16 protein-coding genes are annotated in these 14781 nt (G+C 70.3%); 9 read left to right on the forward strand and 7 right to left on the reverse strand.

Annotated features, from left to right (window positions below):
• Positions 1 to 81: 81 nt before the first annotated feature.
• Positions 82 to 1722: an adenylate/guanylate cyclase domain-containing protein gene (locus tag KHA85_RS11870; protein WP_308936941.1), complete on the forward strand. Its 1641-nt coding sequence runs from the start codon at positions 82 to 84 to the stop codon at positions 1720 to 1722.
• Positions 1723 to 1753: 31 nt separating this feature from the next.
• On the opposite strand, the gene KHA85_RS11875 is transcribed toward KHA85_RS11870, so the two are convergent.
• Positions 1754 to 2488 (reverse strand): LmeA family phospholipid-binding protein, encoded by a 735-nt coding sequence (locus tag KHA85_RS11875; RefSeq protein ID WP_236885588.1) that lies wholly within the window; start codon positions 2486 to 2488, stop codon positions 1754 to 1756.
• A gap of 87 nt (positions 2489 to 2575) precedes the next feature.
• Here KHA85_RS11875 and KHA85_RS11880 point away from each other — a divergent pair, with 87 nt between their 5' ends.
• The 3 genes from KHA85_RS11880 (at position 2576) to KHA85_RS11890 (ending at position 4644) form a co-directional block, all read left to right on the forward strand.
• Complete coding sequence (locus KHA85_RS11880; RefSeq protein WP_213185940.1) at positions 2576 to 3136, forward strand: type 1 glutamine amidotransferase domain-containing protein; 561 nt, start codon at positions 2576 to 2578, stop codon at positions 3134 to 3136.
• A gap of 10 nt (positions 3137 to 3146) precedes the next feature.
• On the forward strand, positions 3147 to 4136 hold the full coding sequence (locus KHA85_RS11885; protein ID WP_236885589.1) for a glycosyltransferase: 990 nt from the start codon (positions 3147 to 3149) through the stop codon (positions 4134 to 4136).
• 229 nt (positions 4137 to 4365) lie between these two features.
• Complete coding sequence (locus tag KHA85_RS11890) at positions 4366 to 4644, forward strand: WhiB family transcriptional regulator (RefSeq protein ID WP_213185941.1); 279 nt, start codon at positions 4366 to 4368, stop codon at positions 4642 to 4644.
• Between the two features lie 32 nt (positions 4645 to 4676).
• Here the strand turns inward: KHA85_RS11890 and KHA85_RS11895 are convergent, their stop codons facing one another.
• Complete coding sequence (locus KHA85_RS11895; protein WP_308936942.1) at positions 4677 to 5138, reverse strand: hypothetical protein; 462 nt, start codon at positions 5136 to 5138, stop codon at positions 4677 to 4679.
• 16 nt (positions 5139 to 5154) lie between these two features.
• Positions 5155 to 6393 (reverse strand): fatty acid desaturase family protein, encoded by a 1239-nt coding sequence (locus KHA85_RS11900; protein ID WP_213185943.1) that lies wholly within the window; start codon positions 6391 to 6393, stop codon positions 5155 to 5157.
• A gap of 112 nt (positions 6394 to 6505) precedes the next feature.
• On the opposite strand from KHA85_RS11900, the gene KHA85_RS11905 reads away from it, so the two are divergent.
• From KHA85_RS11905 to KHA85_RS11920, 4 genes are all read left to right on the forward strand, one after another.
• Positions 6506 to 7240, forward strand: a complete 735-nt coding sequence (locus KHA85_RS11905) for an amino acid ABC transporter ATP-binding protein (protein WP_182642041.1) — start codon at positions 6506 to 6508, stop codon at positions 7238 to 7240.
• 58 nt (positions 7241 to 7298) lie between these two features.
• Positions 7299 to 8120, forward strand: coding sequence for a glutamate ABC transporter substrate-binding protein (locus tag KHA85_RS11910; protein ID WP_061229278.1), 822 nt, complete (start codon positions 7299 to 7301; stop codon positions 8118 to 8120).
• A gap of 113 nt (positions 8121 to 8233) precedes the next feature.
• The gene (locus KHA85_RS11915) at positions 8234 to 8896 is read left to right on the forward strand and encodes an amino acid ABC transporter permease (protein ID WP_007631535.1); all 663 of its coding nucleotides are present in this window, start codon (positions 8234 to 8236) and stop codon (positions 8894 to 8896) included.
• Complete coding sequence (locus KHA85_RS11920; RefSeq protein WP_213185944.1) at positions 8893 to 9723, forward strand: amino acid ABC transporter permease; 831 nt, start codon at positions 8893 to 8895, stop codon at positions 9721 to 9723. Before KHA85_RS11915 ends, KHA85_RS11920 begins: the two co-directional genes overlap by 4 nt.
• 76 nt (positions 9724 to 9799) lie before the next feature.
• Here the strand turns inward: KHA85_RS11920 and KHA85_RS11925 are convergent, their stop codons facing one another.
• Genes KHA85_RS11925 through KHA85_RS11935 form a run of 3 tightly spaced genes read right to left on the reverse strand, consistent with a single transcriptional unit; the run spans position 9800 to position 11728 of the window.
• Positions 9800 to 10576 (reverse strand): SDR family NAD(P)-dependent oxidoreductase, encoded by a 777-nt coding sequence (locus KHA85_RS11925; protein WP_182643210.1) that lies wholly within the window; start codon positions 10574 to 10576, stop codon positions 9800 to 9802.
• 50 nt (positions 10577 to 10626) lie between these two features.
• Positions 10627 to 11055 (reverse strand): VOC family protein, encoded by a 429-nt coding sequence (locus KHA85_RS11930; protein WP_213185945.1) that lies wholly within the window; start codon positions 11053 to 11055, stop codon positions 10627 to 10629.
• A gap of 58 nt (positions 11056 to 11113) precedes the next feature.
• Entirely contained in the window at positions 11114 to 11728 is a 615-nt protein-coding gene (locus KHA85_RS11935; RefSeq protein WP_213185946.1) for a maleylpyruvate isomerase N-terminal domain-containing protein, read from the reverse strand.
• A gap of 133 nt (positions 11729 to 11861) precedes the next feature.
• Between KHA85_RS11935 and htpG the strand changes: the two genes are divergently transcribed.
• Entirely contained in the window at positions 11862 to 13895 is a 2034-nt protein-coding gene (gene htpG, locus KHA85_RS11940) for a molecular chaperone HtpG (protein ID WP_213185947.1), read from the forward strand.
• A 73-nt stretch (positions 13896 to 13968) separates the two neighbouring features.
• Here the strand turns inward: htpG and KHA85_RS11945 are convergent, their stop codons facing one another.
• A complete protein-coding gene (locus KHA85_RS11945; RefSeq protein ID WP_213185948.1) occupies positions 13969 to 14631 on the reverse strand; it encodes a hypothetical protein in 663 nt (220 codons plus the stop codon).
• Between the last annotated feature and the right edge of the window lie 150 nt (positions 14632 to 14781).

A 14781-nucleotide genomic window follows, 5' to 3' on the forward strand; every position in this document is an offset into this window, starting at 1 on the left:
GACGGACCGCGCACCCCATTCGCCGAGAGAGGTGTGACGAGGACATCACGAGTGTCGGTGCGGGGTGGCACCATACAGATCGTGCGACTCGACCTGTCCCTACTGCGCCGCCCGGAGCTCGGGTCGGTGCTGCTCGGACGGGAGCGGGAATCCGCCCGGATCCGCGCCTGGCGCGTCCGGATCCTGTTGATCCTGTCGCTACTGGGCTCCAACCTCGTGGGCGTCGCCGTCGCCGTGACGCTGGTCTTCTTCGTGCTGCCCGGCCCGGCGCTGCTCTCGCGGGAGTTCCTCGTCCCCACCGTGATCGTCGTGCCCGTCTACGTGTCGTTGGCGGTCATCACGGGCACGGTGTGGGTGACCCGCGCCGTCTACCGGCGGGTCCGCTGGTTCCTGGAGGGACACGAACCCACTGATCGGCAGCGCATCCGTACCCTCCGGCTGCCGGGGCGCATCACCCTCATCCAGGCGTTCCTGTGGCTGCTCGGCGCGGCCGTGGTGACCCCCGCGTACGGCGTGGTGGACCCGTCGTCGATCCCGGTCGTGGGGTTCACGATCGTGTTCGCCGGCCTGGTCGTGTGCGGTGTCGCGTTCCTGCTGGCCGACTTCGGACTGCGTCCCGTCGCGGCGGTCGCGCTGTCCACCGGCAGGGCGCCGCGGGCCCGGTTCCTCGGCGCCATGACGCGGCTCCGGGTGGCATGGGCCCTGGGCAGCGGGGTCCCCGTGACAGGCCTGATCATCGTGGCGATCTACACCCTCGCGGGCCGCGCCCTGTCACTGGAACGCCTCGCCGTCGTCGTCATCGTCCTCGGTGCCACCTCACTGCTGGCCGGGTTCCTCCTCATCTCGCTGGCGACGGCCTCGATGATCGGCCCGCTGCGCAGCGTGCGGTGGGCGATGGAGGACATCACGGCCGGCACCCTGTCCCGGCGGGTGGTGGTCTACGACGGCACCGAGCTCGGCGAGCTGCAACGCGGCTTCAACCAGATGGCCTCCGGGCTCCAGGAGCGCGAGCGGCTGCGGGACCTGTTCGGGCGGCACGTGGGCCGCGACGTGGCCGAGGCCGCCGAACTCCACGAGCCCGAACTGGGCGGGCAGGACTCGCGCGTCGGCGTGGTGTTCGTGGACCTCATCGGCTCCACCGAGATGGCGGTGCGGTCCGAGGCCTCCGAGGTGGTGGACGTGCTCAACCAGTTCTTCTCCGTGGTGGTGGAGACCGTGGAGGAGTACGACGGCATCGTGGACAGCTTCCTGGGCGACGCCGCGCTCGTGGTGTTCGGGGCGCCGCGGTCGATGGCGGACCCGGCCACCGCGACCCTGGCGTGTGCGCGCGTGCTGGGGCGGCGGCTGCAGGAGCGGGTGCCCGACTGCCGCGCCGGCATCGGAGCGTCGTTCGGCGACGTGGTGGCCGGGTACGTCGGCTCGGACGACCGCTTCGAGTACACGGTGATCGGCGACGCGGTCAACGAGGCCGCGCGCCTGTGCGAGCTGGCCAAGGACCGGCCCGGGCTCGTCCTGGCCTCGGGCGCGGCGACCGACGCCGCCGCGGAGGTCGAGCGTGGCCGCTGGGACGAGGTGGGCTCGCAGGTCGTGCGGGGGCGGGACGAACCGACCCGACTGTGCGCGCCGGCCGACACGGTCGACGCGGCGGACACCGCGGGCGGCGCGGACAGGGCGGGCTCGACGGACACGGCGGACACCGCGGGCGGCGCGGACACCCGCTAGCGCGGCGCCCGCCGGCGCGGCGCCCCCGCTGCTACTGCAGGACGACGTCCTGCCCGCCGAGCGCGACCTCGAGGCCCTCCGGCACCACGCGGGCGCCCTCGATCACCACGCCGTCGGGCAGCGAGGCGACGGTCGAGTCGACGGTGCCCGTGATGCCCGAGAACAGGCCGTTCGGCAGGTCGAACCCGAGGAGCGAGGTCTGCTGTGGCGTGAGGGTCAGCTGACCGTCGGTCACGCCGGGGACGACGCCGACCTCCGCGATCCCGCCGACGTCCGCGCGCAGCAGGCCGGCGGCGGGGTCAGGGTGCACCGAGCGGACCTCGGCCAGGCCGGCCACGGGTGAGCCCTCCGCCGGGTTGCCCTGCGCGGCGGCGGCCGCGAGCTGCTCGCCGCTGAGGACCGCGATGCCGTCGGCGGTGTCGGCGCGGATCCCGCCGTCGACCAACCGGACGGCGTGGCCGGTCACGTCGATGCGCGGGACGGTCGCGGTGCCGGGGGATGTCAGCCGGACCGTCCCCACGGACTGCGTCGTGGCCAGATCCCACAACACGGGAGTGCTGCCGAACCCCACCGACACCGGCGCGTCGAGCCGGGCGGACGCCTCGCTCTCGGCCCGGTCGGACAGGTACCAGCGGGCCCCGAGCTCCGCGGCTACCACCAGCCCCACCAGAAGCAGGAGCAGTACGAACAGCGAACACCCGCACCCGCGTCCGCGTCGCGAGGCGCCGCGACGTCCGTTGGCGGCCATCCGATCTCGTCGTCCCATGGGGGTATGGTGCCGGACCCACGCTGCGGGGTCCACCGTCGCGGGGACCGGTTGCGAGGGCAGGTGTCCGCCCTCACGATCGGGGACATGACCGAGACACAGGATGCACGAACCGACACCCGAACCGTCGCTTTCCTCGTGGCCTCCGAGGGCATCGAGCGCGTCGAACTCACCGAACCGTGGGGCGCCGTCTCCGGGGCGGGTCACACGCCGGTGCTCGTGAGCACCGAGGCCGGCGAGGTCGGGCTGGTCGACCACCTCGACCCGGCCGGCACGCACGCCGTCGACCGGATCAGCGCCGACACCTCGGCCGCCGACATCGACGTGCTCGTCCTGCCCGGCGGCGTCGCCAACCCGGACGCGCTGCGGCAGGACTCCCACGCCGTGAACCTGGTGCGCGAGATGGTCGACGCGGGCAAGCCCGTGTTCGCCATCTGCCACGCGCCGTGGATGCTCGTCGAGGCCGACGTGGTCCGCGGCCGCCGGATCACGTCCTACCCGAGTCTGCGGACGGATCTGGTCAACGCGGGCGCGGAGTGGGTCGACGAGGAACTCGTCAGTGACGGCGGGATCACGACCAGCCGCCGGCCCGACGACCTGCCCGCCTTCTGCGACGCGCTCCTCGCGGCCCTTCGCGGAGACGCCTGAGGACGTTTCGATGATGATCGGCGTCTACGTTCACAACAGTGGGCGCGGGCATCTGCACCGGGTGCTGCCGGTCGTCGCGGCTCTGAGGGAACGGGGCGAGGAGGTCACGCTGCTCGTGACCGGGCCGTTCGACCACGCCCTCCGCCCGCCCGGGGTCGAGGTGGTGCACCTGCCCGTCGACGGGGTCGCGGCCGAGAGCCTCGCGGTCGCCGCCCGCCGGAGCGCGGTGGCGTGGATCGACCGCGCCAGGCCGCGGGCGTTCTGGGTCGACTCGTCACCGGGGATGTCGCTGGCGGCGCGCATCGCCGGCGTCCCGATGGTGAGCACCCTGCCGCCCGGACTGCGTGACGACGAGCCGCACCGGCTCCGCTGCCGCGCCGCCGAGAAACTCATCGCGGCGTGGCCACCCGGTGCGCACCGCGAGGCCGTCGCGCAGGCGGGACGTGCGGTGTACGAGATCGGCGGGATCTCCCGCTTCGAGCGTCGCGAGCCCGAGCCGCGCGATCGGCGCCGTCGCCCCCGCGTGGTCCACCTCAACGGATCCACCGAAGTCTGGGACCACCGGTTCTGGCGCGCGGTCCGCACGACCGCCGGCGAGCTGGGCGTCGCGGAATGGACGGAGCTGGGTGGGCCGGACGGGCTGTGGCACGACGACCCGTGGTCCGAGCTGTGCTCCGCGGATGTGGTGGTCACCGGGGCGGGCCAGACGTCCGTCGCCGACGCCGCCTGCGCGGACGTCCCGCTCGTGGTGGTCCCGGGAAAGCATGATCACGGCGAGTACGACGCCACCGCCGAGGCGCTGGCCGGGCTCCCCGGCACGTCGGTGATGAGGTACGGAGACGGGCCCACGGCGGTCGCGCACGCGGTGCGCGAGCAGGTGGACCGCGCTCTGGACGGCGAAGCCGGGGGCATCCGGAAGTGGTGGGGGGTGGACGGCGCGGCGTCGCGCGCCGCGGAGGTCATCCGGTCGACGACGACGAGGACCGCGTCTCGACGGTGACCGCTGCCGCCCGCACGGCCGGAATGTGAGGCGTGGACAACTTCTCACCTGTAGTGGATTCTGCTGCAAAAGCGCTGCGTAACCCCTTGACAGGAACATATACCTCTCGGTATGTGAGTTCACTCCGCGCACGGCGAGGCGGATCACTGACAGGATGGGTGCAGAGCGCTGCCGACCGAGCTTTCAGGGCCTAACACGGGCACTTCGGAACGGCGGGAACGGAGGCCACATGCCCAGATACAAGAACCTCGAACCCACGGCGGCGTTCTGGTCGTGGCGCGACGGTGCGGCGTGCATCGGCCACGAGGACCTGTTCTACAGCCTCGAGGAGGAGTCGAAGGGCGCGCGCCGGAAGAAGGAGGATCAGGCCAAGGCCATATGCGCTGGCTGCCCCGTCTTCGACACCTGCAGGAGCTTCGCCCTCGAGACCAAGGAGTTGTACGGCGTGTGGGGCGGCCTCACCGAGGCGGACCGCCACCGGATCGCCGGCCGGCACCGCACCGGCTGACCCGGTGATCCGCTCGATCGATCGTGCGGATCCTAGTTCTGATCCCCAGGGGTCGCCTCGTGTCCGGGGCGGCCCTTCGTCCTGTTGGCCTCTTTCATCTCCGCCTCGTGGACGTGTCGGCGGCCGCCGGTGAGCTCCTCGCGCACCGCGCGGTCGACCTCGCGCGCGGTGGACCAGAAGCCGTCGTCGAACTCCTCCACCATCTGGAACGTCCACCGGCCGTGGAGGACGTTGACCCCCACGACCTCGGAACGGATCCGTTCGGCGAGTTCCGTGCGACCGATCTCGTCGAGATTGTCGGCGGCCTCCTGGAGGAGGATGTCCGCTCGCCCGATGAGCTGGTGCAGGTCGTACAGCCGACCGCGGGCCCGCTCGATGTACTCCAGTGCCTCGCTCACGGTGCCGGCCGCCTCGACCTCGGCGTCGGTCGCGCCCTCGGGCCGCCGGTGCGTCTCGTCGACGCTCGGCGTGCGGTTGTCGTCTCCGGATGCCACGTCGTCTCCCGCCACGTCAGACCGTCCGGGTGATGCGCTGCAGCTGCCGCGGGTTGGTGTGGTGTTTGAGTGCGGTGACCAGGCCCGCACGCCGACCGTCGCGGGTCTCGTACGTCCTCGGCTCGCCGGCGAACATCTTCTCCGACCGCGTCTCCGGCGCGTCGTCGGCCGTGGCCTTGAGGAACCGGTTCGGCAGCGACAGCTTGGCGATGGTGCGCCACGACTGCCAGTACTGCTTGTACAGCGGGCCGGTGGTGTACGGCAGATCCCAGCGGCGGCAGACGTCCTGCACCTTCTCGGAGACCTCGGCGTACCGGTTGGACGGGATCGTGGGGAACAGGTGGTGCTCGATCTGGAACGACAGGTTGCCGGACATGAAGTGCATGAGCTTGCTGCCGGTGAAGTTGGCCGAGCCCAGCATCTGGCGCAGGTACCACTGCGCCTGGGTCTCGTTCTCCAGGTCCTCCAGGGTGAACTTGTCGGCCCCGTCCGGGAAGTGACCGCAGAAGATCACGGCGTTCGACCACAGGTTGCGGATGACGTTGGCGGTCATGTTCGCGGTCATGGTGGTCTTCCAGTTGGGGCCCGACAGCAGCGGGAACCACACGTAGTCCTTGCCCACCTGGCGGCGGGCCTTCCGCAGGAACTGCCCGATCCGCTTCTTCTGCTCGTCCCACCCCGAGGAGTTGATGGTCCCCGGTGCGATCTCGAGGTGCTGGACGCCCACGCCCCACTGGAACGCGAACGCGAGCATCGTGTTCCAGACCAGGTTGAGCGAGTTGGCCGGGTGCCACGGCTGGTCGCGCGTCACCCGCACCACGCCGTACCCGACGTCGTCGTCCATGCCGACGATGTTGGTGTACTTGTGGTGGTGGTAGTTGTGCGTGGCCTTCCAGTGCTCGGACGTGCCGACGATGTCCCACTCCCAGGAGCTGGAGTGGATGACCGGGTCGTTCATCCAGTCCCACTGCCCGTGCATCACGTTGTGCCCGAGCTCCATGTTCTCGATGATCTTCCCGGCGGCGAGCAACCCGGTGCCGAGCGCCCACGCGGGCCGGTACCCGGAGAAGAGCAGGACGACTCGGCCGCCGGCCACGAGGCCGCGCTGCAGTCTGATCGTGTTCTGCACGTATCGGCGGTCGCGGTCGCCGAGGGAGTCCACGACGTCCTGGCGGATCGCCTCGAGTTCCTCGCCGATGGCTTCTACGTCGTCGGCGGTGAGATGGGCGTATTCCCGGACATCTGATATCGCCATGTAACGACGGTACGCACCGCTGCACGCCATGTCGACCGGTTCGCGGTTCGCGTAGCGGACACGTCCGCGGTCTTGGGGCGGTGAGGCCTTTCGGAGCCCTATAGTTCCTCACATGGCTCTCGTCGAGATCTCAGGCGTCAATAAGCACTTCGGTGACTTCCACGCGCTCAAGGACATCAACCTGTCCATCGAGCAGGGGGAGGTCGTCGTGGTGATCGGGCCGTCCGGCTCCGGTAAGTCGACGCTGTGCCGCACCATCAACCGGCTCGAGACCTTCGAGTCCGGCTCCATCACGATCGACGGCAAGCCGCTGCCCGAGGAGGGTAAGGCGCTCGCCAAGCTGCGCGCGGACGTGGGGATGGTCTTCCAGTCCTTCAATCTTTTCGCCCACAAGACGATCTTGGAGAACGTCACCCTGGGGCCGATCAAGGTCCGTAAGCAGAGCAAGGCGGAGGCGGAGAAGCGGGCCATGGAGCTGCTCACCCGCGTCGGGGTCGAGCAGCAGGCGGCCAAGTACCCGGCGCAGCTGTCGGGTGGCCAGCAGCAGCGCGTGGCGATCGCCCGGTCGCTGGCCATGGACCCCAAGGTCATGCTCTTCGACGAGCCGACCTCCGCCCTCGACCCCGAGATGATCAACGAGGTCCTCGACGTGATGACCGGCCTGGCCAAGACCGGCATGACGATGGTCGTGGTGACCCACGAGATGGGCTTCGCGCGCAAGGCCGCCGACCGCGTGATCTTCATGGCGGACGGCGAGCTGGTCGAGCAGGCCACACCCGAGGAGTTCTTCACCAATCCGCAGAGCGCCCGGGCCAAGGACTTCCTGTCCAAGATCCTCTCCAACTAGAAGGGCCCGTCCGCGGACCCGTTCAGGACCCATCCACCCCACCCCACAAGGAGTACTCATGAACATCCGACGGATCGGAGCGGCCGCGGCGGCAGTCTCCCTGGCGCTCGGGCTGAGCGCGTGCGGCAGCGATGACGGCGGCGACGGCGGGAACCAGCTCAAGGTCGGCATCAAGTTCGACCAGCCGGGCCTCGGCCTCAAGGAGGGCAACGAGTACACCGGCTTCGACGTCGACGTCGCCCGCTACATCGCCGAGAAGCTCGGCACCGCCGAGGACGACATCGAGTGGATCCAGGCGCCGAGCGCCCAGCGCGAGACGCTGCTCGAGACCGGCCAGGTCGACATGATCGTGGCCACGTACTCCATCACCGACTCCCGCAAGGAGAAGGTCGGATTCGCCGGACCGTACTTCATCGCCGGCCAGGACCTGCTGGTCCGCGCCGACGACGACTCGATCACCGGGCCGGACTCCCTCGACGGCAAGCGCCTGTGCTCGGTCACCGGCTCGACCTCGGCGCAGACCGTCAAGGAGCAGGTGCCGGGCGTCAACCTTCAGGAGTTCGGCACCTACTCCGAGTGCGTCTCCGCGCTGGTGTCCAACGCGGTCGACGCCCTGACCACGGACGACACGATCCTCGCGGGCTACGCTTCCCAGGACCAGTACCAGGGCCAGCTCAAGGTGGTCGGCGCGCCGTTCACCGAGGAGCGCTACGGCGTCGGCATCGCCAAGGGCGACACGGAGAAGTGCGAGCAGATCAACGAGGCCATCCGCGAGATGATCTCGGACGGTAGCTGGGACACCGCGGTCGAGGAGAACCTCGGCGCCGCCGGCTTCACCCCGGGCGAGGGCAACCCGCCCGAGCCGGACGCCTGCGCTTGATCTGAATCGATCCCTGCCGGCCGGGTCGACGACCGACCCGGCCGGCCCCGCCACCTCCGCGCCGCCGCCCACCGGGGCGCGGAGGTCCGGCACCCCATCACGGAAGGTGGACCATGGGCGACATCTTCGCCGACTATGACGTCCTCGGAGCGGTCTGGGTGACCATCCAGCTCTCGATCCTGGGCAGCATCGGCGCCCTGATCCTGGGAACGCTCGTGGCCGTCCTGCGCGTGTCCCCGGTGGCGGTGCTGCGCGGCCTGGGGACCTCGTACGTCAACACGTTCCGGAACCTGCCGCTGACGCTGCTGATGGTCTTCAGCATCCTGGGCCTGTCCTTCATCCTGCAACTGTCGGTCTCCGACGACTTCGCGCGCAACGCGTTCTGGTGGGCGGCGATCATGCTGGCCGTCTACCACGCGGCCTACATCTGTGAGGCCCTGCGCTCGGGCGTCAACACGGTGCCGGTGGGGCAGGCGGAGGCGGCCCGCTCGATCGGCCTGGGGTTCGGACAGTCCCTGCGCGAGGTGATCCTCCCGCAGGCGTTCCGCGGCGCGATCGCCCCGCTCGGCTCGGTCATCATCGCGCTCATCAAGAACTCCACCGTCGCGGCCGTGATCGGCGTCGGTGACTCGGCGGGACTGCTGCAGGTGATCACGGAGAACGAGGGCGCGAGCCTGCCGACGTTCTTCTTCTTCGCGATGGTCTTCGTGATCCTCACCCTCCCGATCGGGCTGTGGACCACCTCTCTCTCCCGGAAGCTGGCGGTGAAGCGATGAGCACTCAGGCCGTCCTGTTCGACGCGCCCGGTCCCAAGGCCAGGTTGCGTCACCGTGTCCTCACGGTGGTGGGCGCGATCCTCGTGATCGGCATCGCCTACGTCATCTACCTGCAGTTCCAGAGGGCCGGCCAGCTCAAGGCCTTCATGTGGGAGCCCTTCGTCACCGACCCAGAGGTGTGGACGTCGTACCTCATCCCCGGCCTCAAGGGCACGCTCACCGCGGCCGGGATCTCGATCGTGCTCGCGGTGGTGTTCGGGCTGCTGTTCGGCATGGGCCGGCTCTCGCCGTTCGCCCCTCTGCGGTGGTTCTGCAGTGTGATCGTCGAGTTCTTCCGCGCCGTGCCGGTGCTTCTGATGATGGTGTTCGCCTACTTCGGGTACTTCGCCACGTCCGACCTCGTGCCCAACCAGCACGCGCCGCTCGCCGCCGTCGTCACCGCTCTCACGCTCTACAACGGGGCTGTCATCGCCGAGCTCGTCCGTTCGGGCGTCCACGGTCTGCCCAAGGGGCAGTCCGAGGCGGGACTGTCGGTGGGCCTCACCTCCGGGCAGGTGCTGCGGTCGATCCAGCTCCCCCAGGCCCTCACAGCGATGCTCCCGGCCCTTGTCGGCCAACTCGTCGTCGTCCTCAAGGACTCCGCGCTGGGTTACGGCATCACCTACCTCGAGCTGCTCAACTGGTCCAAGACGCTCGGCTCGGCGTACGCCAACACGGTCCCCGCGTACATCGTGGCGGGCATCCTGTTCATCGTCATCAACTACTCGCTGACCAAGCTCGCCGTGTACCTCGAGGGTCGGATGAAGAAGCGCCGCGCCAGGGCCTGAGGCCGGGCACACAGAGAGGGGCCCCGCCGGATCCGATCCGGCGGGGCCCCTCTCGTCGTGTGCTGACCGGGTCAGATCACTTCGGTGGCATCCGGATGCCACCGTCGACGCGGATGGTCTCCGCGTTCATGTACGGGTTGGTGAGCAGCTCCATGACCATGGACGCCAGCTCGTCCCCGGAGCCGAGACGCTTGGGGTGAAGGACGCTCTCGCCGAGCTTGGCCTTGAACGCCTCCGACTCCGGACCCTCGCCGTAGATCGGGGTGTCGATGAGGCCCGGCGCCACGGTGTTGAGGCGGATGCCGGCGGCCGACAGGTCGCGGGCGACCGGGAGGGTCATGCCGACGATGCCGCCCTTGGACGCGGAGTACGCGGCCTGGCCGATCTGGCCGTCGAACGCCGCGACGGACGCCATGTTGACGATCGCGCCCCGCTGCCCGTCCTCGTCGGCCTCCTGGGTGCTCATCTTGGTGGCGGCCAGGCGCAGCATGTCGAACGAGCCGATGAGGTTGATGTCGATGACCTTGCGGAACGAGTCGAGGTCGAAGGCCGACGAGTACTCGCCGTCGCGACCGATCGTGCGCTGCGCCCACCCGATGCCGGCGGAGTTGACGAGGTAACGCAGCGGGCCCAGCTCGAGCGCGGCGGCGACGGCCTTCTCGTTGTCCTCGGTCTTGGTCACGTCCACGGCGACGAACGTGCCGCCGACCTCGTTCGCCAGGGCCTCGCCCTTCTCGGCGTTGAGGTCGGCGACGACCACCTTGGCGCCCTTGGCGGCGAGTTGACGGACGACGGCGGCGCCGATTCCCGACGCACCGCCCGTGACGATGGCACTTGCTCCAGAGATCTCCATACGAGCACCGTAACAAGCACGGGCGATGGATACGGGTGTCTTCCTCCGGGTTACTCGCCGGTGCCGGGGACCACGACGTCCCAGCGGATGCCGAACCGGTCGTGGACCTGCCCGTACCGGTCGCCCCACGGCGCGACCTCGAAGGGCATAGCCATCTGACCCCCGCTGCCGGTGACCTTGTCGAGGAAGGCACGGGCCTCGTCCTCGGTGTCGAAACCGAGCAGATACGAGTAGACGTCGTTCCTCAGCTGCGGCAGGGACTCCCCCATGGCGTCGCCGCCGGTGAGGGTGATCCCAGGCGCCTCGAGGGTCGCGTGGGCGACCGAGCCGGGCGGCGGGTCGAACGGGAAGTCGTCCGTCGACGGGAACTGGTCGTAGGTCATCAGGCTGAGCTCCCCGCCGAAGAGCTCGTGGTAGTACGGGAACGCCTCCGAGGCGTTGCCCGGGAAGGAGATGTACGGGGCGCAGGTCATGGACATCTGCCGCGGCCTCTCGTCGTGGGCGCCCGCCTGCCGGTGCCGCCCGGTAGCGATAACGCTAGACCGAGGTGTGGTCCGAGTCACGTTGAATCGCGTCGCGGTGGGTCCGGCGCCCGGACAGCGCGAGAAGTCGGGTGCGCGCATCGGCCCCGATCGGGACCGGGACCGCGTCGGCGAGCACGTCGAAGGACCGCATCAGCTCGATCACGTCCCGCCCGTGCGCGAGGGTCCACGCCGCGAGTTCCTCGGTCTCCTCCGACTCCCACGAGGCCGGGTCGAGATCGTGGGCGTGGACGAGCAGTTCGAACACGCGCAGCGCGAGGAGATCGTGGACGGGGATCTCGGCCAACCGGTGCTGGACGGGGGCGTCGGCGTCGCGGGCGCGGGCGAGCTCCTTACGCAGGCCGGCCGAGGTGCGGTACAGGGCGGGGGCCGGCTTGTCGCCGGCGTGGTCGGCGGTGCGGGTCCAGCCGATCTCCGACTCCGGCAGCCGCGGGAAGTAGGCGGCGTACCGCAGCCCTCCGCCCAGAACGTGGTTGGCCAGGTCGCGCCGGGACCAGCCGGGGCAGGCCGCGCAGTCGCCGTCGAGCGGTGAGGCGAGCGCGCGCGCGAACACCTTCGTCGACCGGTCGAGGACGTCCAGGTCCTCCGGGGGCAGTGGCGACGGGGTCACGGGCGGCACCTCATCTCGGGGAATGTCAGAGCTCCACACTAGGTTGGTCCTGACGGCGAGAACAGAGTGTATGTGGTGAGCGCGCCCGCCTCTCGCCCCCGTGCGACGTGACGAGAAAGGACCGATACCCGACATGAGCCCGCAGACCTCCGGTGCCGCCGAGACCCGGGAGTTCCAGGCCGAGACCCGGCAGCTGCTGGATCTGATGATCCACTCGATCTACTCGAATCCGGACACCTTCCTTCGCGAGGTCATCTCCAACTCCTCCGACGCGCTGGACAAGCTCCGCCTGGCCGCGCTGCAGGACTCCTCGCTCGGGGTCGACACCTCGGACCTGCACATCGAGTTGGTCCCGGACGCGGCGGCCCGCACGCTGACCATCCGGGACAACGGCATCGGCATGTCCCGCGACGAGGTGGTGGACCTGATCGGCACGCTCGCCAAGTCGGGCACCGGGCAGATGCGGGAGGCGCTCGCCGCCGCCCGCGCCGCGCAGGAGTCGGGCGAGGTATCGGAGCAGGCCACCGCGGACCTCATCGGCCAGTTCGGCATCGGCTTCTACTCCACGTTCATGGTGGCCGACACGGTCACGCTCATCACCCGCAAGGCCGGGGAGAGCGTTGGTACGCGCTGGACGTCGAGCGGTGAGGACACCTACACGATCGAGGAGGCCCCGGACGCCCCGCAGGGCACGTCGGTCATCCTGCAGCTCAAGCCCGCCGGCGGGGACGCGGCCCTGCCGGACTACACCGAGGAACACACGCTGCGCCGCGTGGTGCGCACCTACTCGGACTTCATCGCCTGGCCCATCCGGATGGACGTCGAGCGCCCGGCGCCGGAGCCGGAGGAGGGCGCGGCCGACGGGGAGTCCGGCGACGCCCCGGCCGGCGGCACGATCACCGAGACCGTCACCCTGAACTCGCAGAAGGCGCTGTGGACCCGGCCGAAGTCGGAGGTCACCGACGAGGAGTACGCCGAGTTCTACCGCCACATCTCGCACGCGTGGGACGAGCCGCTGGAGACCATCACCCTCAAGGCCGAGGGCACGTTCGAGTACCAGGCGCTGCTGTTCCTGCCCACGCAGGTGCCGTTCGACCTGTTCTCCCCGGACACCAAGCGGGGCGTGCAGCTCTACGTCCGCCGGGTCTTCATCATGGACGACTGCGAGGAGCTGGTCCCGCCGTTCCTCCGCTTCGTCAAGGGCATCGTCGACGCCCAGGACCTGTCGCTCAACGTCTCGCGCGAGATCCTGCAGCAGGACCGTCAGATCCGGGCGATCCGCAAGCGTCTGGTCAAGCGGGTGCTGCAGACCATCGAGCAGCTCCGCAACGACCGGCCGGACGAGTTCCGCAGCTTCTGGGCCAACTTCGGCGCGGTCCTCAAGGAGGGCCTGATCTCCGATGTCGACGCCCGCGAGCAGCTGCTCGCCGTGAGCACCTTCGCGTCCACCCGGCCCGCCACCGCGTCGGAGAAGGCGCCGGAGGGCGAGGGCGAGAAGACCGGGGACGACGACGAGGTGGGCACCACCATCGCCGAGTACATCTCCCGTATGGCGGACGGGCAGGAGGAGATCTACTACCTCACCGGCACGTCCCGCGCGGCGGTGGAGAACTCCCCGCACCTGGAGGCGTTCCGGGCCCGTGGCGTCGAGGTCCTCATCCTCACCGACCCGGTGGACGAGGTGTGGGTGGACGCGGTCGGCGAGGTCGACGGCAAGCGGCTGCGGTCCGTGGCCAAGGGCGACGTGGACCTGTCCGGCATCGGCGCGGAGGCCGAGGAGGGCAAGGACGAGCCCGACGCCGCCGAGTACGCCGACCTGCTCACCTGGCTGGGCGAGGAGCTGTCCGACGAGGTCAAGCAGGTGCGCCTGTCGCATCGCCTCACCGAGTCGGCCGCGTGCATGGTCGGCGACGAGTTCGACATGACCCCGCAGCTGGAGGCCATGTACCGCGCCTCGGGTATGGAACTGCCCGTCAGCAAGCGGATCCTCGAGCTCAACCCCACGCACCCGCTGGTCGAGCGCCTGCGCGCCCGGCACGCCGAGGACCCCTCGGCGCCCGAGCTCAAGGACACCGCGCGGCTCATCGCCGGTGCCGCCGTCCTCGCCGAGGGCGGCACGCTGTCCGACCCGGCCGCGTTCGCCAAGCTGCTGGTCGACCGCATCTGACGGGCCGGTCCCGACCATCGAGTACGCCGCCCCGCGGGACCCCGACCGGGTCACCGCGGGGCGGCGGCGTATCTCAGGGCTGGTGCGCGGCCGCGGCGGACGCGGGTGACCCGGCCCGGCCGCCGGCGAGGTGGCCGCAGGCCAGGCCGATCGCCGCGCCCGCGGCCGTCTCGATCGGCGTGTGGTGACTGATCCGCACGCGCGCCCACGCCACCGGCGGCACCAGCACCAGCAGTCGCCAGTAGCGGGGCGAGAGCTCGCGGGCGAGCACCGCGATCACCCCGCTCAGCACCGCCGTGTGGAACGACACCTTCACCTTGAGGGTCGCGGACCCGGCGACGCCCAACGCCACGAGCGCGGCCCGCGTCATGCGGCGCAGCTCGTCCGGCGCCCCGCGGCGCTGCTGGGCCACCAACAGGGTCGCCACCGACACGGCGATGCCGGCGATCACCAGCGGCCGGTCCTCCCGACGGGTGACGTGGTGATCCGACAGCGCCTTGCGTCGGACCCGCCACGCGATGGCCGCCTGCGGCACCACACCCAACCCGGCCGCCGCCGCCACGCCCCACCGGGTCGACCCCACCTGCCGGCCCAGGTGGACAGAGCCGATCGTGAGTACGACCCACGGTGCGAAGACCTCCGTCAGCACGGCCGCAGGGGCCACGCCCGGGCCGGGAGCCCCCGCCGCGTCCGGTGCGCCCTCCGCGACCCGCGTGTCGCCCGCATCAGCCACCATCCACCCCCGAATCCGCTACTCCGTCTCGACATCCGCTACTGCTACAGGGGTAGCGAACCCGGAGGGAGAGTAGCGGATTCCGGCTGGCGGTGACTGGAGCTGGCTGGAGGTGGCCGGATCGGGCGGGCTGAGGTGGGCGGCGGTATCTCG

The organism is Dietzia massiliensis, from assembly GCF_018390595.1.
Taxonomy (GTDB): Bacteria; Actinomycetota; Actinomycetes; order Mycobacteriales; family Mycobacteriaceae; genus Dietzia; species Dietzia massiliensis.

What these genes read in the sequence shown, in the direction of transcription:
- KHA85_RS11900 (WP_213185943.1), bottom strand. Translation starts at nt 6,393, where the DNA reads ATGGCGATATCAGATGTCCGGGAATACGCCCATCTCACCGCCGACGAC.
- KHA85_RS11910 (WP_061229278.1), top strand. Translation starts at nt 7,299, where the DNA reads ATGAACATCCGACGGATCGGAGCGGCCGCGGCGGCAGTCTCCCTGGCG.
- KHA85_RS11925 (WP_182643210.1), bottom strand. Translation starts at nt 10,576, where the DNA reads ATGGAGATCTCTGGAGCAAGTGCCATCGTCACGGGCGGTGCGTCGGGA.
- KHA85_RS11920 (WP_213185944.1), top strand. Translation starts at nt 8,893, where the DNA reads ATGAGCACTCAGGCCGTCCTGTTCGACGCGCCCGGTCCCAAGGCCAGG.
- KHA85_RS11875 (WP_236885588.1), bottom strand. Translation starts at nt 2,488, where the DNA reads ATGGGACGACGAGATCGGATGGCCGCCAACGGACGTCGCGGCGCCTCG.
- KHA85_RS11945 (WP_213185948.1), bottom strand. Translation starts at nt 14,631, where the DNA reads ATGGTGGCTGATGCGGGCGACACGCGGGTCGCGGAGGGCGCACCGGAC.
- KHA85_RS11890 (WP_213185941.1), top strand. Translation starts at nt 4,366, where the DNA reads ATGCCCAGATACAAGAACCTCGAACCCACGGCGGCGTTCTGGTCGTGG.
- KHA85_RS11905 (WP_182642041.1), top strand. Translation starts at nt 6,506, where the DNA reads ATGGCTCTCGTCGAGATCTCAGGCGTCAATAAGCACTTCGGTGACTTC.
- htpG (WP_213185947.1), top strand. Translation starts at nt 11,862, where the DNA reads ATGAGCCCGCAGACCTCCGGTGCCGCCGAGACCCGGGAGTTCCAGGCC.
- KHA85_RS11930 (WP_213185945.1), bottom strand. Translation starts at nt 11,055, where the DNA reads ATGTCCATGACCTGCGCCCCGTACATCTCCTTCCCGGGCAACGCCTCG.
- KHA85_RS11880 (WP_213185940.1), top strand. Translation starts at nt 2,576, where the DNA reads ATGACCGAGACACAGGATGCACGAACCGACACCCGAACCGTCGCTTTC.
- KHA85_RS11915 (WP_007631535.1), top strand. Translation starts at nt 8,234, where the DNA reads ATGGGCGACATCTTCGCCGACTATGACGTCCTCGGAGCGGTCTGGGTG.
- KHA85_RS11885 (WP_236885589.1), top strand. Translation starts at nt 3,147, where the DNA reads ATGATGATCGGCGTCTACGTTCACAACAGTGGGCGCGGGCATCTGCAC.